Below are 19,629 nucleotides of genomic sequence, written 5' to 3'. Positions count from 1 at the left end.
ACCCGTGAGCAAAAACAACTTTGTGCTGGCGGGAGTCCATATCGCAGAACGAGTCCACCAGCATGGACAGGCCGAACGCTGCGGGGTTGGTTCCGCGAGGTGGTCCGGTGCGAACGCGACCGGGCGGTTGTGAATGGCGGAATCGAACATGGTGGCTTCCGTATGGGTGGATCAGTCTTGGAGGACCGAACCACTCAACAGGAGCCACTCCTTTCTGCCCTGGCGACGAACCGACTTGACGTCATGCTCAGAATCTCAACCGAACGGCATGGGGCCCAGCCGCCGTTGCCGGCGGTTATTCCTCGCCGTCGAGGTAGTACCAGCGTCCGCCCTCGCGCATGAAATTGCTGACCTCTCGCTGGGAACCCGGCTGGTTCAGCAGGCGGTAGTGCGCCTCGAACTCGACGATGCCGCGGGTGTCGAACGGCCCTCCTGCTTCGGTGCGGATGATGTCCAGGTCGCCCCAGACGATCGCTTCGTCCAGCACCAGCTCCGCAGGGCGCGTGTCCGGGTGCCAGGTTGCCAGCAGGAATTCCGGAAGTCCCAGGGCGAAGGCGCTGAAGCGCGACCGCATCAGCGACACCGCGGTTCCGGGCCACGCGGGGGCATTCGAATCTTCGTATCCCCGGTGATATCGGCCACAGCAGGATTCGTAGGTTTCCCCGGAATTGCAGGGGCAACGCGCATCTTTTTCCATTGAACCAGCTTAAGGGCAGTCGGATCGACGGAATAACGGCGGCCGGCCTGCGCTCCGGGACCCCTGCAACCCGACACAAAACCAGAGGAACGACCCCGTGCCGGTAGACTGGGCAGGCAAGCTCGCGGAGCGCCCCCACCCTTGGCGTGAGACGGCACGTCCGCGGGCGATTAACCACCCCTCGCGCACAGGAGAACCCGGATGCCCCGGATCGTTGTTGATGTTATGCCCAAGCCCGAAATCCTTGACCCGCAGGGCAAGGCCATCGTCGGCGCACTTCCCCGCCTTGGCTTTACCGCTTTCAGCCAGGTTCGCCAGGGCAAGCGCTTCGAACTGACCGTGGACGGCGAGGTCACCGAGGAAATCCTCGAGCAGGCCCGCAACGCCGCCGAGAAGCTGCTCTCGAACCCGGTCATCGAAGACGTTGTCAACGTCGAGGTAGTCGCAGACTAATGAGCGCAACCGAACTTCCCCTGATCGGCGACTATTCGACGCCCGTCGCAGCGCTGTCCGGCGCCCGCATCGGCGTCGTTACCTTCCCGGGCACCCTCGATGACCGCGATGCTGCCCGCGCAGTGCGACTGGCCGGCGCCGAGGCAGTGTCCCTGTGGCACGCCGATGCCGAGCTTCAGGACGTCGACGCCGTGGTCATTCCCGGCGGATTCTCCTACGGCGACTACCTGCGCGCCGGCGCGATCTCCCGCTTCGCACCGATGATGGGCAAGATCATCGACGCCGCGAACTCGGATGCCAAGCTGCCGGTCCTGGGCATTTGCAACGGCTTCCAGATCCTGACCGAATCGCACCTGTTGCCGGGCTCCATGATCAAGAACGATCATTTGAAGTTCCTGTGCCGCGACCAGGTCCTGCGCGTGGAAAACAACAACACCGCCTGGTCCAACCAGTACGCGCAAGGTGAGGAAATCACCATCGTGCTCAAGAACCAGGACGGCCAGTACGTGGCCGACGAAAAGACCCTCGACGCCCTTGAGGCCGAGGGCCGCGTGGCCTTCAGCTACGTGGGCTGGAACCCCAACGGTTCGCGCCGCAACATCGCGGGCATCACCAATGCCGCGGGCAACGTCGTGGGCCTCATGCCTCACCCGGAGCACGCAGTAGAGGCCGGATTCGGCCCCGACCACACCGGAACCGACGGGCTGGGTTTCTTCACCTCCGTCCTGACCCACCTTGTTGGAGGCCAGAAGTGAGCGCCGCAGAGCAGACCACCGAGCAGAAGAAGTTCAACATGGACACCGTGGCCAACGCCGCGGCCACCCCGGAGACCGAACTGCCCTGGGCCGAGCTCGGCCTGAAGCAGAACGAGTTCGACGAGGTCGTCAAGGTCCTGGGCCGCCGCCCCACCGCCGCGGAACTGGCCATGTACTCGGTCATGTGGTCCGAGCACTGCTCCTACAAGTCCTCCAAGAACCACCTGCGCCAGTTCGGCGACAAGGTCAGCGAGGAAATGAAGAAGGACATGCTCGTTGGCATCGGCGAAAACGCCGGCGTGACCAACCTGGGCGACGGCTGGGCCGTGACCTTCAAGATCGAGTCGCACAACTCCCCCACGATGATCGAGCCGTACCAGGGTGCTGCCACCGGCATCGGCGGCATCGTGCGCGACATCATTTCCATGGGCGCCCGCCCGGTGGCCGTGATGGACCCGTTGCGCTTCGGTGCGATCGACCACCCGGACACCGCACGCGTGATCCACGGCGCGGTCGCCGGCATCGGCGGCTACGGCAACTCCCTGGGCCTGCCGAACATCGGCGGCGAAATGGTCTTCGACTCCGTCTACCAGGGCAATCCGCTGGTCAACGCGCTGGCAGTGGGCGTGATGCGCCACGAGGACATCCGCCTGGCCAACGCGTCGGGCAAGGGCAACAAGGTCGTGCTCTTCGGTGCACGCACCGGCGGCGACGGCATCGGCGGCGCCTCGATCCTTTCCTCGGAGTCCTTCGACGACACCAAGCCCTCCAAGCGCCCCGCCGTCCAGGTGGGTGACCCGTTCGCCGAAAAGGTGCTCATCGAGTGCTGCCTCGAGCTGTTCAAGGGATCCCTCGTTGAAGGCATCCAGGACCTCGGCGCCGCGGGCATCTCCTGCGCCACCTCGGAACTGGCCTCCAACGGCGACGGCGGCATGGAGGTCGAACTGACCTCCGTCCTGCTGCGCGACCCGTCCCTGACCCCGGGCGAGATCCTGATGTCCGAATCCCAGGAACGCATGATGGCGGTGGTCTCCCCGGAGAACATCGAAGCCTTCGAAGCGACCATGGACAAGTGGGCCGTGGAGTACTCCTGGCTTGGCGAGGTCACCGACACCGGCCGCCTGATCATCAAGTGGGACGGCGAAGTCATCGTCGACGTCGACCCGCGCACCGTCGCCCACGACGGCCCGCTCTACGACCGCCCGTACGCCCGCCCCGAGTGGCAGGATGCGCTGCAGGCCGACACCTTCAAGTCCTCGGAGGCCGGCGCCAACCTGCCGGCCACCGGGGATGAGCTGAAGGCCGCACTGGTTGAGCTGATGGCTTCGCCGAACATGTGCGACAAGTCCTGGATCACCAACCAGTACGACCGCTACGTCGGCGGCAACACCGCGCTGGCCTCCCCGGACGACGCCGGCGTGATCCGCGTCGACGAGGAAACCGGCCTGGGCGTTGCCCTGGCCACCGACGCCAACGGCCGCTACACCTTCCTGGACCCGTACCACGGCGCGCAGCTGGCCCTGGCCGAGTCCTACCGCAACGTCGCGACCTCCGGCGCCGTGCCGATGGCCGTCTCCGACTGCCTGAACTTCGGCTCCCCCGAGGACCCGGATGTCATGTGGCAGCTCGCCGAGGCCATTCGCGGCCTCTCGGATGCCTGCCTGGAGCTCGGCGTGCCGGTCACCGGCGGCAACGTCTCGCTGTACAACCAGACCGGGTCAACTCCGATCCACCCGACCCCGGTCGTGGCGATGCTGGGCAAGTTCGACGACGTCGAGCGCCGCACCCCCTCGGGCTGGCGCGCGGATGCCGACGGCCAGGCCATCTACCTGCTGGGCACCACGTTCGACGAGCTGGACGGCTCGGAGTTCGCGAACATCCGCGGACACCTCGGCGGCCTGCCGCCGAAGGTCGACCTGGCAGCGGAGAAAACCCTGGGCGCGATCCTGATCAACGCCTCGCGCGACGGCATGATCGACTCGGCCCACGACCTCTCCGAGGGCGGCCTTGGCGCAGCCTTGGGCGAGATGGCCCTGCGCTACGGCGTCGGTGCCCGCGTGGCGCTGGATGACCTGTGCGAGCGCGACGGGGTGGATGCGTTCACCGCACTCTTCTCCGAGTCGCAGGCCCGCGCCGTCGTCGCGGTTCCGCGTTCCGAAGAGGTCCGCTTCAACGACATGGCCACCGCACGCAACTTCCCCGTGGTCCGCCTCGGTGTCGTCGACGCCGCGAGCACCTCGCTGGAGGTCCAGGGCCAGTTCGACCTGGACCTGGCCGAGCTGCGCGAGGCCCACGAGGCGACGCTGCCGAAGTACTTCGGCTAGGCACGTCTGGCCACTGCGGGGCGTCGGGGATTTTTCCCCGGCGCCCCGCCGATGTTTAACTTCATCTTCACCTATTCGGTCAAGTCAGATTGAGTTCACCGTGCGAGAGATCTGCTTGCGAGCATCTCATAATCGAGCTCAACCTATTTTGCCCGAAAGCTTATTGATCAGTTGCGGCGTTGGACGCCAAAGATACGACCTACCTACCTTTTGTTTTGTCAGGTAGCCATGTTCGGTGAGAGCGTTAAGATCAGCGCGCGCTGTTTCGTGTGACACCCTGAAGCGATCCCGATACTGCCTCACCGAAACCCGCTCATTCTCATCACGAGCCAACTTCTCCAAAATTTCCGCTTGCCGGAAATTAAACTCAACAGTTTTGCTCGCGAGGGCAGAGCGTATATCGGCGGCCTCCTGGACCTTCGCTTGCAAGTGGTCATCTAGCTCGTCAAGCGCTCGGATAAAAACGTCCAGCTGGTAGTGGATGAAGTAGGTGAGGTCGCGTTCGTCGTCCTCAGTTAGCAAATAGGTAGTTGAGTATCGCGACGGTGCTTTCTTGAGAATCTTGGAGATCGCGACATACTCACTGAGCCAGTATTCTTGCTTGAGCATGCACCAATAGAAGAGAGCTCGAGCGGTTCGCCCGTTACCGTCAGCAAAATAATGGTCGTAGCCAACCATAAAATGGACAATTACCGCCCGCACTACTGGTGGAATGTACGCCCCTTCAGGGGTATCACCGTTGGCAAAATCGCATAACGCCTGCAGTCGCTGGGGAAGTTGGTCTGCACTCGGTGGCTCATGAACACACATTTCGTTATCCCATACGGCAACTCGTTGATGATCGAGAGTTTCCAAACGACCTGCGTCGTTAGGGTCTTCCAATGTCCCATCGGTCAGGATGCGATGTAGTTCAAGGACGAATTCTGTTGTCAACGGCTCCGCGAGCGAAGTTCGAATTCTCTCCATAGCCTGATAATTGTTGTATATCATGAGCTCAGACTTGTTGCGTGGATCCCGCTTTGAGTCAAGCATCTCGATGGCGACTCGTCGCGACGTTGAAGCCCCCTCCAGCTGGCTCGAAGTAATCGCCTCTTCTACAAGCGATCGCACAATGTACTGATTTCGACCAGTTGTCCCAAAAACGTCGTCCGGCGTTCTAATCTGACCACTGGCGCGACGCGTAATTTGCTCACTCTGCTTGAGCAGGCGATCAGTCATAGTGAATTGAAAGGCCTGACCGTTCTTGTCGGACAAATCAACGGCACGATACTGGCTGCGGCGAGCAAACTTAAGCGACAACCACCATTCCTCAAGAGTCATCGCCTCAGGCGGCGTCTTATAACGAAGCTCGTCCCAATGCATATACCGTGAATCGTCAGGGTGAGCACTCATGAGTTCAAACAGGCGATTGGGTTGAACGGAATAGATCTTTTGCATCGCTGCTTCGATGTTGGGCGCGGACATTGGCAGCTTCATTGGAACTCGCTTCATTCAGATCTTCTTCAAATGGGCATCAGAATTTGAAGTTAGATGCAGTCTAGCGAACTTCAAGCTATCTTCAAGTTCAAATTTGAACTTGAAGATAGCTTGAAGTTCTCTCCGCGCCAGCACGAATGCTCGACGGGCGAAACTGGTTGAAGCGAATGGCTCCGCGCGAGGAAACCATCAACTCCCGATTTACATCCATACTTCAGTCGCCACGCATCTCGAGGAATCCACAAAGCGATAGGCCTCACGCTCATTTCCGGCCAATCGCCGGAGCGTCCGTACGCAACCGATCGCACACACATGCATCCGACGGCACGCGCATTTCCCGCGCCTCCCGCCACCCGCACTTGTGACCCACAACGCCTTGCCGTAGAGTTCTAGATCACAGGCCAAAGTTCGACTATAGAATCCGGTGTTCAAATATAGAACACGGTATCGCGGCCGCAGACAGAACTCGACGAAGTGAGGAAAGCCCGTGCAGTTCCACCACCACGGTTACGTATCCGGTGACCCGCGTATCAAGCCAGCAGCCGGCGTCGGCATCAACCGTCCGGAGGAGCTGCCCGAGAACATCGACGTGCTCATCGTGGGCTCCGGCCCCGCCGGCATGCTCACCGCCGCCCAGCTCTCCCAGTTCCCCGACATCACCACCCGCATCGTGGAACGACGCGGCGGCCGCCTGGAAATCGGCCAGGCCGACGGCATCCAGGCCCGCAGCGTCGAGACCTTCCAGGCCTTCGGCTTCGCCGAAGCCATCACAGCCGAGGCCTACCGGATCACCGAGATGGCGTTCTGGCGCCCGGACACCGAGAACCCCAAGAACATCATCCGCGGCGGCCGCGCCCTGGACGACACCGTGGGTATCAGCGAGTTCCCCCACCTGATCGTGAACCAGGCACGAGTGCTCGACTACTTCGCCGAGGTCGCCAAGAACTCCCCCACCCGCCTGGTCCCCGACTTCGGCTGGGACTTCCAGGGTCTCGAGGTGGCGGAAAGCGGCGATTACCCCGTCAAGGTCACCCTGGTGCGCAGCGCGGGCGAGGATGAGGGCACCACGCGCATCGTGAACGCCAAGTACGTCGTTGGCGCCGACGGCGCACGCTCCAAGGTCCGAGCCTCCATCGGCTGCACCATGGCCGGGGACCAGGCCAACCACGCCTGGGGCGTCATGGACGTGCTGGCTTCCACCGACTTCCCGGATATCCGCCTCAAGTGCGCCATCCAGTCCCACGACGGCGGCTCCATCCTGCTGATCCCGCGCGAAGGCGGGCACCTCTTCCGCATGTACGTCGACCTGGGCGTGGTGCCCGAGGGCGACAACGGCGCGGTACGCAAGACCAGCATCGAGCACATCATCGAGCAGGCCAACGCGATCATCCACCCCTACACGCTCGAGGTTCGCAACGTCGCCTGGAGCAGCGTCTACGAGGTCGGCCATCGCCTCACCGATCGCTTCGACGACGTATTGCCGGAGGACCGCGGCACCCGCAACCCGCGCGTATTCATCACCGGGGACGCCTGCCACACGCACAGCGCCAAGGCCGGACAGGGCATGAACGTCTCCATGCAGGACGGCTTCAACATCGGCTGGAAGCTGGCCCATGTGCTTGAGGGCCGCAGCCCCGAGTCGCTGCTGGCCACCTACTCGGCCGAGCGCCAGGTGGTGGCGAAGAACCTCATCGACTTCGACAAGGAATGGTCGACGCTGATGGCCAAGAAGCCCGAGGAATTCGAGAATCCCTCGGACCTCGAGGACTTCTACGTGCGCACCGCCGAATTCCCCGCGGGCTTCATGACCGAGTACGCGCCCTCCATGCTCACCGGCGAGGCCGTGCACCAGGAGCTGGCCACCGGGTTCCCGGTGGGCAAGCGCTTCAAGTCGGCCATGGCATCGCGCGTCTGCGACACCAACCCGATGCAGCTGGGCCACCACGCCACCGCCGATGGCCGCTGGCGCATCTACGTCTTCGCCGATCCCTCGGCCCCCGGGGCCGATTCCCCGGTGGGCGAGCTGGCGCAGTGGCTGTCCACCGCGCCCGAGTCGCCGCTGGCGGCCACCCCGGCGGGCCTGGACATCGACGCCTGGTTCGACGTGAAGGTCATCTACCAGCAGAAGCACGAGGACATCGACATCAACGCCGTCCCCGCTGTTTTCAAGCCGGAGGTCGGCCCGTTCAAGCTCACCGAGTACGAAAAGGTCTACGGCACAGTTCCCGGCAACGACATCTTTGATGTGCGCGGACTCTCCCGCGACGGCGTCATTGTGGTGGTCCGCCCGGACCAGTACGTGGCCAATGTGCTGCCGCTGGGCGCGACCGACGAGCTCGGCGAGTTCTTCGCCCGGATCCACTCGGGCGCGCGCGTCTAGCCACAACCCGAACCGAACCACCCGATGCGCACCAGCGGATCACCAGAGGTAGTGCCCGAGGCCGATGGCCGCGGGCACTACCTGCTTTGCAGGGGGCACGTCTGATCGTCGACGGCGCCAGCCCGCTTTGGCGGCGCCGACGTCTGCCGGCAAACAGTCCCTTCCCCAAAACCCTTCATTCGATCTGCCGAAAGCCGCAGACCCGGCATGGTTCCGCGATACGTTGGAAGCAGCGCGAACCGGCCTGGACTCGCATCGCCGGACGAGCAGGAATAATCCGCAAATTACATGTGTTTGCATGAATACTGGCGGACACAACCGCTGGACCCACTGAAAGGAAGCACCCATGCAGAGGTTTGAAGGCAAGTCAGTCATCATCACCGGCGCAGGCTCCGGCCTGGGACGTGCCGCGGCCATCCAGATTGCCAAGGAGAAGGGCAAGCTGGCGCTGGTCGACCTGAACGCCGCCGGGCTGCAGGAAACCGAGCGGGAGATCCGGGACATCGCACCGGACGCAGAGATCATCTCGGTGACCGCAAACGTCGCCAACGAGTCCGAGGTGCAGAACTACGTCGCCGAAACCCTCAAGAACTTCGGGACCATCGACGGATTCTTCAACAACGCCGGCATCGAAGGCAAGCAAAACCCCACCGAGGACTTCGGCTCGGACGAATTCGGCAAGGTCCTGTCCATCAACCTCGCCGGCGTCTTCTACGGGCTCAAGCACGTCCTGAAGGTCATGAGGGAGCAAGGTTCCGGCGCCGTCGTGAACACTGCGTCGGTCGGCGGCATCCGCGGCGTGGGCAACCAGTCCGGTTATGCTGCCGCCAAGCACGGAGTGGTCGGCCTGACCCGCAACTCCGCCATCGAATACGGCCAGTACGGCGTGCAGATCAACGCCATCGCCCCGGGCGCCATCATGACCCCCATGGTCGAGGGATCACTCAAGCAGATCGACCCGGAGAACTGGGAAGCCGTGGGCCAGGCCTTTGTCGAGCCGAACCCCATGAAGCGCTTCGGCAAGCCGGAAGAGGTCGGCCAGCTGGTCGCCTTCCTGCTTTCGGGCGACGCCGGGTTCATCAATGCGGCGGTCATCCCGATCGACGGCGGCCAGTCCTACAAGTACTGAGTCCCAAGACCGGATCCCCCGGCAGGCCCCGCGGTGATGTCACCGCGGGGCCGTGCCGTGCCCGCGGTCCCACAGCCCGTGCTCAAGGGCGAAGAGCGTGGCCGAGACGCGATTTGATGCCCCGATTTTCAGGTAGATATGTTCCACGTGGTTGCGTGCGGTCTTCGGGGCGATGACCAGCGCCGCGGCAATCCGCCGGTTGTCCATGCCGCGGCAGAGCAGGCGCAACACCTCGATTTCCCGACCGGTCAGGCCCGCCGGACCGGCGGAGCGCCGCCGGTGTGCCAAGGGCGTGCCGGCCGCCGTCGAGCCGCTCTCGGTGGGCGCCGGCCACCTCGGCCACCCGGCGCATGCCGGGCACCCGCGCCAGGATCCGTTCGGTGAGGAACGGGTACATGGCCAGGTGCTCCAGTTCCACCGCCGAGAGCGGCCCCGGCTTGTCCCAGACCGCGTTGGACACCCCCATCCGGCCCAGGTCGTGGACCCAGCCCGATCGGCGCAGCACTACTGTCTCGACCGGGTCCAGGCCAAGGCGTCCTGCGGCCGCGGCGGCGAGCGTGGCCACCGCCCGCGAGTGCCCCGTCGTCCACGGGGATTTCAGGTCGGCAAAATCACCCATGGCCTCCAGCACGGAATCGAGCCCGGCAGCATCCAGCGGTTCATCGGCCGGGGCGGAGGCCAGCACCGCGGGCCAGGGATCGCCCAGCATCAGGCCCCGGGACAATTCCGGGGCGCGTGCGCAAAAAAGGTCGGCGATCTCCGGGTCGAACTGGGTGCCGCGGCGTGCTGCGACCATGGCCACCGCCGCGTCGATGCCGCCGGAGCGCAGGAAGACCTCGGCCGCGTCGGCGAGCTGCGCGATGCGCATCTCCAGCGGGATCTGCGCCCCGGATTTCCCCGCGGGAAGTCCCAGGCCGTCCCAGCGCTCAAAGGTGTGGGCCAGGATCGAGGGCAGGTCCCCGTCCAGCCCCACCCGCGCCGCCAGCTGGCCGGCCGAGGTGCAATGCGAGGCAATGAGGTCCCTGACCGCGGCCTTCGCCCCGAGAGCGAACCGCGCTCGTTCCAGTGCCCGCCGCCCGCCGGCATGTTGCGAACCGGTGTGGCGCAGCATCAGCGAGAGCATGGGCAAGCCCTGTGCATCGATGAGGTAGTAGTCGGAGCGGAAGGCGATGTCGTCGTCGAAAAGCGCCGCAAGTTCGAAGGAATCCGCGTGGCAGCCGATCCAGGCCAAGAGGTTCGCGTGGTAGATGCGCTCGCGCGTCGGCTTGTCGACGCCCAGCTGTTCCGCTATCCGCAGGCCCAGCAGCGTCGCGCGCATCATGTGTTCCATGGGCTGGCCGAGCCCCAGGTCGATGGCCAGTGAGAGTGCGGCGAGCAGTTCGCTGCGGCGCGGGGCGCCCGCCCCGGCCCGCGCGGCCGAACCCGCGGACCCCGTGACCGCGGGGATCCGGTCGAAGCCGCGCGCGCCCTGATCCGCCACGCCTTCATTCTACGGCCGCAACCCGCGTCGGTGCCGTGGAGGGGAAGACGAGACTGGTGTCGGCCACGAACACGCCGCGCTGCGGCAGCCAGGCGTCGGCGAGATGCTCCTGGACGGGGAGCGGCTGCGGGATCCCGGCGTCTACTCCGTCGACGGTGGCGACCGAGGCGCGAACCATCCACACCCGCATCGGGCGAGCGCGGAAGGACTGCCCGTTGGGCACTCTCCCGGCCAGCCCCATTCTCCCGGCGCGCAACACCGGTCCCATGACCCTGCCCATGGCGCCGAGCATGGCGTCGCTGCGCCACAGCGCGTCGGGCATGGCACCGGCCACCGCACCGAGCATCTTCGTGGCCGGGGTCGAGGCCAGGTCCAGCTGCCAGTCCAGCACTCCGGGAACCGAGACCTCCAGGCTTGCGGGCCCCGTCCAGCGGGCGGATACCGGTGCGAGCACCGTCTCGTCCACGGCCGCCCCGAAGAAGCGGGCGCAACTGGTCTCCGGCGGGACGTCGGCGTAGATGCTCCAGGCCCCGCCCGGCCGGCGCAGCCACACCGACCGATAACCGGGGCCGAAGGAACTGCGCGGGAAACGCCGGTAGGCCAGGTAGTGGCCGCTGCTGAAAGGCAGGCCCATGAGCGCATAACCTGCCAGGCGTTCGGCGTCCCCGGGCGGCAGCGTCGCTGCGGTTTCTGCGCGGTGCGCGTAGTGCTGCGGTGTCTTGTCTTTCACGGTGGTCTCCTTGGCTTGTTTTCACAGCCTAGAAACTCCGCGCCCGCGGCGCATGGGGCCGGTGCCCCATGTTTTGGGCGGGCGCTCAGCCTTCCTTGCGCCGAACCATCTCGTTGATCCAGGCCGGCGCGAAGGGCGAGGTGCAGTTCGGCGGCGTCGGGTAGTCCTTGAGCACCTCGAGGCGTTCGCCGATCCGAAGCGCCCGGGCGCGAAGCGCTGGATGTTCGATGCCGATCGTGGCCAGGGCCTGGTTCATGGCCCACTGCAGACGCTCCGGGGCGTCCTTCATCTGCACCTCGATGACATCCAGCAGCCCCGGCAGGTCAAGGCCCTCGGGCTTCTTCGCGATCCGTTCGCTGGTCAGCGCCCACCCGGCGCTTGCCACCACGGGATCGGCGTCGGCCATCCAGGCGCCGCGCAACTCCTCGGCGTGGGGGCTCTTCTTCGCCACGTAGTTCACGAGCCAGTCGTGGACCTTCGGGGCGCCGGCCTCGCGCAGCATGGTGTCCAGAGTCTCGCGGCCGAAGGCCCTGGGCCGGCAGATGAGCAGCGCCAGCAGCCGCGCCGGGGTCTGCCCGGTTGCCCAGAGCTCCACTGCCAGCTCCTGCTGGGTCTTCAGCCGCTTGGCCACGGCCCGCAGCTTGGAGAGGTTCACCCCGTGGTCGTCCCCGCGCTTCTCGTTCACGGCGCGCATTTTCGGGTCCTCGAGCGCCGCCAGCTCTGCCAGCAGCCCGTCCACGGTCGTTTCCGACATCCCAACCTCCAGCTGTTCGTGTGTGTGGCTTCCAGTCTACGAAAGTTGTTCCCCCGACGGGTCCGGGCCGACGCGGCAACTGCGGCGGGCCGATCACCCGTGGCCCAAAACCATGCGGCAGAATGTTTAGGCGGGCAGGCGTGAGGCTTGCCGTTGTCGAGAGGACCTCATGGCCGGTTTCATGCACAGGACCCCGGGGTGGGTGCGCCCCGTTCTGGGCGCTGCCCTGGCGGTCCTCGGGTCCGTCCTTGCGCTGCATTCGGCCGCATCCATCGAGGTGTTCGTGGTCCTGGTCTCCGCCGGGCTGGTGGTGCTGGGCGTTGCCCGGATCGCCGGGGCCCTGGGCCGGGACGGGGACGGAGAGGGAACCTGGCCCTGGCTTGAGGGGGGCAGCGGTGCGCTCCTGGTCGTTGCGGGCATCGCTGCGTTGCTTTGGCGCGGCACCACGCTGCCCGTGCTCGCGGCCTGCGTGGCCGTGCTCCTGCTGGTCACCGGCGCCACGTCCCTCGCCGCGCTGTTCCGCAAAACCCCGGTCCACCGTGCCACCGCGCTGCTCGGCGGCCTGGCCGCGGTGCTGGCTGGCCTGCTGGTGATGTTCTGGCCCCGGCTGACGCTGTGGGCCTTTGGCGTGGTATTCGGCGGCTGGCTGGTCTTCGCCGGCCTGCACATGCTGGTGGGATTCCTGGCCCGGCGGCGGGGACCCGGGGGTCGCGCCGGGGGCCGGTGGCGGGAGTTCGGCAGGGTGGCGGGTTCCGCGGTGGCGTTGCTGATGGCCGTGGCGATGGTGGCCCTGACCGCGTTCATCCATGCCGGGGACCCGAGGCTGGTGCCCGATGCGTTCTACACCCCGCCCACCGACGTCCCCTCCGAACCCGGCAGGCTGCTGCGCGCCGAGGTGCTGGGTTCCGGGGTCCCTGCCAACGCCGAGGCGTGGCGCATCCTGTATACGACGACGAACCCGGACGGGTCGCCGGCCGTCGCCTCCGGCTCGGTGGTGGTGCCGCGGGACCGCGGCGAGGCGCCGCTGCCGGTGGTTTCGATGGCGCACGGGACCAAGGGCATAGTCCCGCGCTGCGCCCCTTCCCTCTCGCCGCAGCCATTCGAGGACGGTCCCGCCGCGGCACTGCGCGAGCTGGTGTCCCAGGGCTGGGCCGGGGTGATGACCGACTACGTGGGGCTGGGCACCGCCGGCCCGCACCCGTACCTGGTGGGCGAGGCCGAGGGGCGCAACGTGCTCGATGCGCACCGGGCCGCCCGCCGGCTCGAGGGGATCGCGCTGCGCGGGGACGCCGTGATCTGGGGACATTCCCAGGGCGGGCACGGTGCCCTGTTCAGCGCAGCCATCGCGCGGGACTATGCCCCGGAGATCGGGGTGCTGGGTGTCGCGGCACTGGCCCCGGCCAGCAACCTGGAGGATTTGGCGCTGGGGGTGAAGGACGACGCGGCGGGCAAGGTCGTGTCCTCCTACATTGCTGCCTCCTGGGAGGAGCTTTTCCCCGCGCTCGGCGTCGGTTCCTTGCTGACACCCGGCTACGCCGGAGCGGTCGAACGCATCGGCGAACTCTGCTTTGGCGGCCGCGACGCGCTCTCGGCAATCGTTGGCGGCACGCAGCTCTTCGACGCGGTGCTTCCCGCCTCGGCGCTGCACGGACCGCTGGGCGCGAAGCTGAGGGAAAACTCGGTGGCGATGGACATCGGCTACCCGCTCTTCGTGGGCCAGGGGCTGGCCGACCAGCTGGTGAAACCGGGGATGCAGCGCAACTGGGTTGCCGCGCGCTGCGCGGCGGGGCAGGAGATGGAGTATCGCGAGTATCAGGGACTTGACCACATGCCGCTGGTGCAGGACGACTCCCCGTTGATCCGTGACCTGGTCGCGTGGGCCAATGACAGGCTTCAGGGCCGGGAACCGGTGGACACCTGCCCGTAGCGGGCCGACCGCCCGAAACCCGGGCCGGCTTGCTCAGTTTCCGCCGGCAAGCCTCTGGGCTGCCGCCACGTAGCGGTCCGTGACCATTGACTGGGCGGCCGCGGTCACCGGGGAGCCCAAGCGGTAGATCCCCGGCGAAGGCCGCGAGACGGCCTTGAGCTCCAGGTACACCGCGCCGTCGGGCTCCAGCACGGCGGCGAAGGATTCCTCGCCGGTCTCCGGGTGCCCGGCCAGCGTGCCATAGGCGAAACCGCGCCGAGTGGCGGACTCGATCAGCCGAACAACGCGGCAGGGAGCCTCGATGCGTGCGGCTCCCAGGCCGATTCCGAGCCGGACGCGACTGGCCAATTGGACCATCGGAGTGTCGGCGCGCACGCGCAGTCCCGCACCCTCGTGCAGCTTCCAGGACATGATCCCCGAGGCCAACGCCTCGAAGGCCGCTTCGCCCTGCCCCACGCGCTCGCGCACGTGAAGCGTCCGGAAGCCGGCGGGTGCCGGGACGGCGTCGGTGATTCCAGCCTCGGGGTAGTCCAGGTCGTTGAGCACTCCGAGGCGGAAAAGCCTGCGGCGTGCGGCCAGTTCCGTCGGCCGCTGCTTATCCAGCGCGAGGCCCGCCATTGCGAGCGCCGCCTTTCCGCCGAGGCGGGCGGGCAGGGGAATCCCGGCCAGGGCAGGTCGCCGAAGCCCCAGCATCCGCCGGTGGTTTTCAGGCAGGGTGGCGACAACCGCGGCAAAGAGCATCTTGTAGCCGGGCAACACGGCGGGGTCCAACGGCGGGTTTTTCAGGAACGAGACGACCTCGGCGACCCGGGGACCGCCGGCCAGTTCGCCGCGGGCCTCGTAGCCGGCGATGGCTTCGCGGAGTTCGGCATCGCTGCGCGGAGGGTTGGGCACTCCCATGAGTTCGCCCGCCTTGGCCCATTCGCGAACATAGGCGTCGGCACCCTGCGGGACGGGTCCGGAAAAGATCTCGTGGCTGCGCAGGAACGCGTCGGCGAAGGCCAGGTGCACCCAGGTTGCGAGCCCCGGGTCGTTGGCCGCATACTCGCGTTCTTCCCCGGTGCCGGCGAGGTAGCTCCCGGTGACGGCTTCGTGGCGGCGGGCCACCCAAGCGCAGGCCGCGTCGGCAGCTGCGGTGTCGCCGTGAGTGAGGGTGAAGATCCAGCGGATCGTGCCTGCAAGCCTGGCCAGCGGATCCGATTGGTAGTTCGAGTGCTCGGCCACCCCGGCGAGCGCCCCCGGGTGGAGGGCCTGGGTCAGCAGTGCCCGGATGCCAGCGGCGATCGGGCTCATCCCGCCGTGCACCACCCAAACCGCGGAGTCGTGCGGGAAGTACCCCGCATCATCCCCGCGGTCCAGCTCGCGTTCCCACACCGGATCGTAGTGTTCCTGGGCGGAAAAGGTCTGCTGCAGCTTGCGCCGAAGTGGCTCGAACATCTCGGTCTAGCCGATCTGCAATTCGCCCATTTCGCCCCAGGAATCGCCCTCTACCTTGCGTGAGATGATCTTCGGGGTGGCCACCAGGGCCGGGCGCATGGCTTCCAGACCCGCCTTGAAGTGCTCGGAGTTCACGTGCTTGCCAGCGGCATCGTCGTCCAGGAACGCTTCAACAAGCACGAACTCGCTGGGGTCTTCGACGCTGCGGGACCAGTCGAACCAGAGGTTCCCGGGCTCCTTGCGGGTGGCTTCGGTGAACGGGGTCACCAGGTCCATGAATTGGGCGGTGTAGTCGGGCTTGGTCTGGAATTTTACGACGATGAAGTACATGCCATCCAGCCTACCGATTCCGGATCATCCGCGCTCTACGAGGCCCTTCCAGCCCAGCGCCGCGCGTTCGGCGGCGGGCAGCGAGGCGACAACCAGATCGTAGGAATCCTCGATCATCGCCAGCATGGTTTCCTCATCCAGCCCCGGCACCACGGTGTTCCAGTGCTTTTTGTTCATGTGGTAGCCGGGGGTGATCTGCTCGTTGGCGGCCCGCAGCTGCTCGGCGAGCGCGGGATCGCACTTGAGGTTCAAGTTCAGCTGCCCGCCGCGGTGCATCAGCAGCCCGAACATCTTGGCGCGGCCGCCCTGCTTCCCGGCAACCTTGAACACCGCCGCGTCCTCACCGAAGGGGAAGTCCTCGAAAGCGCCGGGCATCGACAGCAGCATCCCGCGCCATGATTCGTATTCCACGTTGCCAATCCTAAGCCCGGTGGGCAGGAAATTGCCCGCCTCCCCCGGTGGTTCCCCGCCGTGGCAGGCGTGGGTTGGATCGTGTGGAACTACAGGTAGGGGTACTCAATCTTCGGACAGGTGTCCATAACGACTTCCAAGCCGGCTTCCTTGGCGCGCCTGGCGGCGGCTTCGTCGATGACGCCTAGTTGCAACCACACGGCATCGGCACCCACGGCGATGGCTTGGTCAACAATGTCGCCGACCTTTTGCGAGTTCACGAAACAGTTCACAACGTTGATGTGCCCCGGGATTTCGCCCAGTCGCTTGTACCCAACGTTGCCCAGAACGCTTTCGCCGCTCAGGGACACCGGAATGATTTCCATGTCCAGCTGATCCTGCAGAAATCGCGAGACTCCAGGAGCCACACGACTCGGGTTGTTGGTCAGTCCGACCACGGCCCACCGCGCCGGGGTTTGCAGAAGTCTACGAATCACTGCCGGGTCATTGACGTGCCGCTGGCCTTGTTCATTGCTCATGCTCCTAACGCTACCGCGCCAGTACGGGGCCCGCACCAGCTCCTTTGGCTCCTAAACGGCCAGGGAGCCGGAAGATCCATTGTCCCTTCCGACTCCCTGGCTACGCTGAAGCTGACGTGCCGCCCATCTAGAGCGCCCCTGTCAACGACTCTTCGGTGTTGGCGGCGGAGTATTCGCTGAAGGCACCACGGAATTTGGCTGCCGGGTGGGTGGCTTCGAGCCGGGCACCACGCCCAAAGACCTTTTCGCGCAAGGTTCCCGGGGCGTATCCGGTCTGGGCCAGCCCGCGGGCGCGCAACTCGGGCAGGATTCCGTCGATGAAGTCCGTGTATGAACCCGGCAGGATCTGGTTCATGATGTTGAGTCCGTCCATGCCGGCGTCCTGCCAGCGTTCGATCTCGTCAACGATCTGCTCGGGGGTTCCCACGATCTGCTGGGCCTTGGCACGGTAACGGGCCAGATCGCCAATGGTTGGCTTTCCTCCCGGTACCGATGCGATGGCCGCCTCGAGGACGCCCCGGGCACCTTCCGTCTGAACGTCTCCAAGCGGCGTGTCCAGGTCCAGCCCACCCAGGTCGATCCCGATGCCGCCGCCGATGTGGGCGATGATCGCATCCAGGTCCAGATACTCGTCGTATTCCGCTTCCTTGGCCTTGGCTTCTGCCTCGGTGCTCCCCACGACGAATGACAATCCGGCGAAAACCTTGACGTCTCCCTTGGCACGTCCGGCGGCTGCTTCAAGCTCGCGGATCTTGCCCACCTGCTTGGCGACGTACTCGGGGTGCGGCGCAAAGAGGAACGTTGCCTCGGCATGTTCGGCGGCGAACCGGCGGCCGCGCGCGGAGCTGCCCGCCTGGAACAGGAACGGTGTGCGCTGCTGGCTCGGGATGGCCAGGTGCGGGCCCTCGATGGAGTAGCGGGCTCCGCGGTGGTGGATCTTATTGACCTTGGCCGGGTCGGCAAAAATGCCTGATTCCTTGTCGGCCAGCACAGCATCGTCCTCCCAGGAGCCCTCCCACAACTTATACGTTGCCTCGACGTATTCCTCGGCCCAGTCGTAGCGGTCGTCGTGGGCGGCCAGGCCGGCGGCACCGAAGTTGCGGTGCGAGTTCTCCAGCACGCTGGTCACGATGTTCCACGCAACCCGGCCGTTGGAGAGGTGGTCAAGCGTGGAGAGTTGGCGGGCCAGTTGGTAGGGCTCGGACTGGACGACCGAGCTGGTCATTGCCAACCCGATGTCGCTGGTGGTGGCCGCGAGCGCCGAGAGCAGCACGAGCGGGTCGTGCGAGGGCACCTGCATTCCCTTGCGCACGTGGGAAGCCCAGCCTCCCTCGTGGTTGCCGTAAAGACCCACGACGTCTGCAAAGAACAGGTTGTCGAACTTGGCGTCCTCAAGTTGCTTTGCCAGGTCGACCCACAGCGAGAGTTCGTTGAAGCGGTGCTGCTGGGCCTCGGGGTGGCGCCATTGGCCACCGAGGATGTGGCTGGAGGTGTTCATCAGGAATGCGCTCAGCAGCAGGCGCGGACGTGCGGCAAAAGTACCCATTTACTTGCTCTCCGATTTCGTGTCCGTGGCTTCACCGATCGAGTGCAATCCGGTGGGAATGGTGCCGTTGATGTAGTAGTCGCCCACCGAACGGGCCTTGAAGGCCACCGGGTTGTGGGTCGCGACGGTGCGGGCGTTGCGCCAGTGCCGGTCCAGGGACTTGCCGCGCGACACGGAGGAAGCGCCGGTGACGTCGAACAGTTCGCTGGTTGCATCCAGCACCAGCTTCGGGACGCTCACGTGCGCCTGCTGCACGGCGATTTCCGCGCGGATGAAGGCAGCCGTCGGATCCAGGCCCAGCGAGGCGTCGACCGCGGCGTCAAGGTCGCGGGCGGCGGCGAAAACGATCGAGTCCGCCGCGTAGACGGCCGCTGCGATGCGTCCGACCTTTTCCTGGATCAGCGGGTCGTTGCGGAACAGGTCCCCGGAACCCGTGTTGAAGGTCCTGGTGCGCTCGCGCACCAGGACGGCGGCGTCCGTGAGCGCGGCGCGGCCGATGCCTGCCAGCACGCTGAGCAGTGCGAGCTGGAAGAAGGCGGGCTCGAGCGTGGAGGAAACCTTGCGCTGGATGATGTCGTCGAATTCGACCACGACATCGTCAAAGATCGCGGTGCCGGTTCCCGTGAGGGGCTGGCCGAAGCCATCCCAATCGTCAATGATCCGGACCCGGGGATCGTCGGCGCGCACGATGGCGTACTGGCGGCCCTCGACGCCCTCGGTGCTGGCCATCACCACGACCCAGTCGGCGAAGATCGACCCGGTCGTGTAGTACTTTTCCCCGTTGAGCAACCACTGGCCGTTTTCCTCGCGGAGCTTGGTGTTGGTCGTGCCCAGGGCATTGCCGCCCTTTTCGGTGGCCGCATTGCCGAAGATCTCGCCGGCAAGCACCCGCGGGAACCAACGGAGCCGGAATTCCTCGGGCTGCAGGGCAATGGTTTCAACGAAGGAGAAGTGCGAGCGCAACAGGTGCCCGACGTTGGAGTCGGCCGCGGAAAGTTCCACGATCAGCCGGAAAAGATGTTCATGGCTGACGGGTTCCCCTCCGTGGGCTGCCGGCACCCGCAGCGTGGTGAAGCCCGCTTCCTTGAGCCATTTCACGGGCTCGAAGGGAAGCACATGGTTTTTTTCGCGGTCCACGGTGCCTTCAGCGATGCGCTCAAAAACCGGGACAAAGCGCGCGCTCAGCTCCGCGTAGCGGGCTTCTTCTGTTCGTTCCTTCACGTACGTTGCGCTCATTTGTCTTCCTTTGTATCCATGAGTTTCAAGAAATTGTTGTCCACGG

The 19,629-nt window shown here is 65.7% G+C and carries 17 protein-coding genes and 2 pseudogenes; 6 read left to right on the top strand and 13 right to left on the bottom strand.

The window, feature by feature from the left end; all coding sequences use genetic code 11:
- Positions 1–295: 295 nt before the first annotated feature.
- Both OIU93_RS09565 and OIU93_RS09560 read right to left on the bottom strand, forming a co-directional pair.
- Complete coding sequence (locus OIU93_RS09565; RefSeq protein ID WP_372342905.1) at positions 296–583, bottom strand: YchJ family protein; 288 nt, start codon at positions 581–583, stop codon at positions 296–298.
- A gap of 51 nt (positions 584–634) precedes the next feature.
- Positions 635–697, bottom strand: a pseudogene (locus OIU93_RS09560) (SEC-C metal-binding domain-containing protein); the annotation flags it as partial.
- 201 nt (positions 698–898) lie between these two features.
- Here OIU93_RS09560 and purS point away from each other — a divergent pair.
- From purS to purL, 3 genes are read left to right on the top strand one after another with little or no spacing between them, the layout of a single operon-like run.
- On the top strand, positions 899–1,150 hold the full coding sequence (gene purS / locus OIU93_RS09555; RefSeq protein WP_264269852.1) for a phosphoribosylformylglycinamidine synthase subunit PurS: 252 nt from the start codon (positions 899–901) through the stop codon (positions 1,148–1,150).
- The gene (purQ, locus tag OIU93_RS09550) at positions 1,150–1,905 is read left to right on the top strand and encodes a phosphoribosylformylglycinamidine synthase subunit PurQ (protein WP_264269851.1); all 756 of its coding nucleotides are present in this window, start codon (positions 1,150–1,152) and stop codon (positions 1,903–1,905) included. Before purS ends, purQ begins: the two co-directional genes overlap by 1 nt.
- Positions 1,906–1,943: 38 nt before the next feature.
- Positions 1,944–4,229, top strand: coding sequence for a phosphoribosylformylglycinamidine synthase subunit PurL (gene purL, locus OIU93_RS09545; protein ID WP_264269951.1), 2,286 nt, complete (start codon positions 1,944–1,946; stop codon positions 4,227–4,229).
- Positions 4,230–4,367: 138 nt separating this feature from the next.
- Here purL and OIU93_RS09540 read toward each other — a convergent pair whose 3' ends face one another.
- Complete coding sequence (locus OIU93_RS09540; RefSeq protein ID WP_264269850.1) at positions 4,368–5,720, bottom strand: Fic family protein; 1,353 nt, start codon at positions 5,718–5,720, stop codon at positions 4,368–4,370.
- A 472-nt stretch (positions 5,721–6,192) separates the two neighbouring features.
- On the opposite strand from OIU93_RS09540, the gene OIU93_RS09535 reads away from it, so the two are divergent.
- Positions 6,193–8,085 (top strand): FAD-binding monooxygenase, encoded by a 1,893-nt coding sequence (locus OIU93_RS09535; RefSeq protein WP_264269849.1) that lies wholly within the window; start codon positions 6,193–6,195, stop codon positions 8,083–8,085.
- Between the two features lie 346 nt (positions 8,086–8,431).
- The gene (locus OIU93_RS09530; RefSeq protein ID WP_264269848.1) at positions 8,432–9,214 is read left to right on the top strand and encodes an SDR family oxidoreductase; all 783 of its coding nucleotides are present in this window, start codon (positions 8,432–8,434) and stop codon (positions 9,212–9,214) included.
- A gap of 39 nt (positions 9,215–9,253) precedes the next feature.
- Here OIU93_RS09530 and OIU93_RS09525 read toward each other — a convergent pair whose 3' ends face one another.
- The 4 genes and pseudogenes from OIU93_RS09525 to OIU93_RS09510 form a co-directional block, all read right to left on the bottom strand.
- Positions 9,254–9,421, bottom strand: coding sequence for a response regulator transcription factor (locus tag OIU93_RS09525; RefSeq protein ID WP_264269847.1), 168 nt, complete (start codon positions 9,419–9,421; stop codon positions 9,254–9,256).
- A 151-nt stretch (positions 9,422–9,572) separates the two neighbouring features.
- Positions 9,573–10,325, bottom strand: a pseudogene (locus tag OIU93_RS09520) (HD domain-containing phosphohydrolase); the annotation flags it as partial.
- Between the two features lie 373 nt (positions 10,326–10,698).
- Complete coding sequence (locus tag OIU93_RS09515; RefSeq protein ID WP_264269846.1) at positions 10,699–11,424, bottom strand: hypothetical protein; 726 nt, start codon at positions 11,422–11,424, stop codon at positions 10,699–10,701.
- 85 nt (positions 11,425–11,509) lie between these two features.
- Entirely contained in the window at positions 11,510–12,178 is a 669-nt protein-coding gene (locus OIU93_RS09510) for a DNA alkylation repair protein (protein WP_264269845.1), read from the bottom strand.
- 181 nt (positions 12,179–12,359) lie between these two features.
- Between OIU93_RS09510 and OIU93_RS09505 the strand changes: the two genes are divergently transcribed.
- A complete protein-coding gene (locus OIU93_RS09505) occupies positions 12,360–14,105 on the top strand; it encodes a lipase family protein (protein ID WP_264269844.1) in 1,746 nt (581 codons plus the stop codon).
- Between the two features lie 33 nt (positions 14,106–14,138).
- Here OIU93_RS09505 and OIU93_RS09500 read toward each other — a convergent pair whose 3' ends face one another.
- The 6 genes from OIU93_RS09500 to OIU93_RS09475 all read right to left on the bottom strand — a co-directional run bounded on the left by OIU93_RS09500 (position 14,139) and on the right by OIU93_RS09475 (position 19,583).
- Positions 14,139–15,542, bottom strand: coding sequence for a DUF1990 family protein (locus OIU93_RS09500; protein ID WP_264269843.1), 1,404 nt, complete (start codon positions 15,540–15,542; stop codon positions 14,139–14,141).
- Positions 15,543–15,548: 6 nt separating this feature from the next.
- Positions 15,549–15,872 (bottom strand): putative quinol monooxygenase, encoded by a 324-nt coding sequence (locus OIU93_RS09495; RefSeq protein WP_264269842.1) that lies wholly within the window; start codon positions 15,870–15,872, stop codon positions 15,549–15,551.
- A gap of 24 nt (positions 15,873–15,896) precedes the next feature.
- Complete coding sequence (locus OIU93_RS09490) at positions 15,897–16,283, bottom strand: MmcQ/YjbR family DNA-binding protein (protein WP_310289904.1); 387 nt, start codon at positions 16,281–16,283, stop codon at positions 15,897–15,899.
- A gap of 89 nt (positions 16,284–16,372) precedes the next feature.
- A complete protein-coding gene (locus OIU93_RS09485) occupies positions 16,373–16,801 on the bottom strand; it encodes a CoA-binding protein (RefSeq protein WP_264269841.1) in 429 nt (142 codons plus the stop codon).
- A 127-nt stretch (positions 16,802–16,928) separates the two neighbouring features.
- Positions 16,929–18,347 carry an NtaA/DmoA family FMN-dependent monooxygenase gene (locus OIU93_RS09480; protein WP_264269840.1) on the bottom strand — a complete coding sequence of 473 codons (1,419 nt, stop codon included), beginning with the start codon at positions 18,345–18,347 and terminating at the stop codon, positions 16,929–16,931.
- Positions 18,348–19,583 carry an acyl-CoA dehydrogenase family protein gene (locus OIU93_RS09475; protein ID WP_264269839.1) on the bottom strand — a complete coding sequence of 412 codons (1,236 nt, stop codon included), beginning with the start codon at positions 19,581–19,583 and terminating at the stop codon, positions 18,348–18,350.
- Positions 19,584–19,629 lie beyond the last annotated feature (46 nt).

Origin of the sequence: Paeniglutamicibacter sp. ZC-3, assembly GCF_025847175.2 — a bacterium.
Lineage (GTDB): Bacteria > Actinomycetota > Actinomycetes > Actinomycetales > Micrococcaceae > Paeniglutamicibacter > Paeniglutamicibacter sulfureus.
This window is presented reverse-complemented; position numbering and strand designations above follow the sequence as displayed.

Coding starts and splice junctions, on each gene's coding strand:
- purS (WP_264269852.1), top strand. CDS start 899: ATGCCCCGGATCGTTGTTGATGTTATGCCCAAGCCCGAAATCCTTGAC.
- purQ (WP_264269851.1), top strand. CDS start 1,150: ATGAGCGCAACCGAACTTCCCCTGATCGGCGACTATTCGACGCCCGTC.
- purL (WP_264269951.1), top strand. CDS start 1,944: ATGGACACCGTGGCCAACGCCGCGGCCACCCCGGAGACCGAACTGCCC.
- OIU93_RS09540 (WP_264269850.1), bottom strand. CDS start 5,720: ATGAAGCGAGTTCCAATGAAGCTGCCAATGTCCGCGCCCAACATCGAA.
- OIU93_RS09530 (WP_264269848.1), top strand. CDS start 8,432: ATGCAGAGGTTTGAAGGCAAGTCAGTCATCATCACCGGCGCAGGCTCC.
- OIU93_RS09525 (WP_264269847.1), bottom strand. CDS start 9,421: ATGGACAACCGGCGGATTGCCGCGGCGCTGGTCATCGCCCCGAAGACC.
- OIU93_RS09510 (WP_264269845.1), bottom strand. CDS start 12,178: ATGTCGGAAACGACCGTGGACGGGCTGCTGGCAGAGCTGGCGGCGCTC.
- OIU93_RS09505 (WP_264269844.1), top strand. CDS start 12,360: ATGCACAGGACCCCGGGGTGGGTGCGCCCCGTTCTGGGCGCTGCCCTG.
- OIU93_RS09500 (WP_264269843.1), bottom strand. CDS start 15,542: ATGTTCGAGCCACTTCGGCGCAAGCTGCAGCAGACCTTTTCCGCCCAG.
- OIU93_RS09495 (WP_264269842.1), bottom strand. CDS start 15,872: ATGTACTTCATCGTCGTAAAATTCCAGACCAAGCCCGACTACACCGCC.
- OIU93_RS09485 (WP_264269841.1), bottom strand. CDS start 16,801: ATGAGCAATGAACAAGGCCAGCGGCACGTCAATGACCCGGCAGTGATT.
- OIU93_RS09480 (WP_264269840.1), bottom strand. CDS start 18,347: ATGGGTACTTTTGCCGCACGTCCGCGCCTGCTGCTGAGCGCATTCCTG.
- OIU93_RS09475 (WP_264269839.1), bottom strand. CDS start 19,583: ATGAGCGCAACGTACGTGAAGGAACGAACAGAAGAAGCCCGCTACGCG.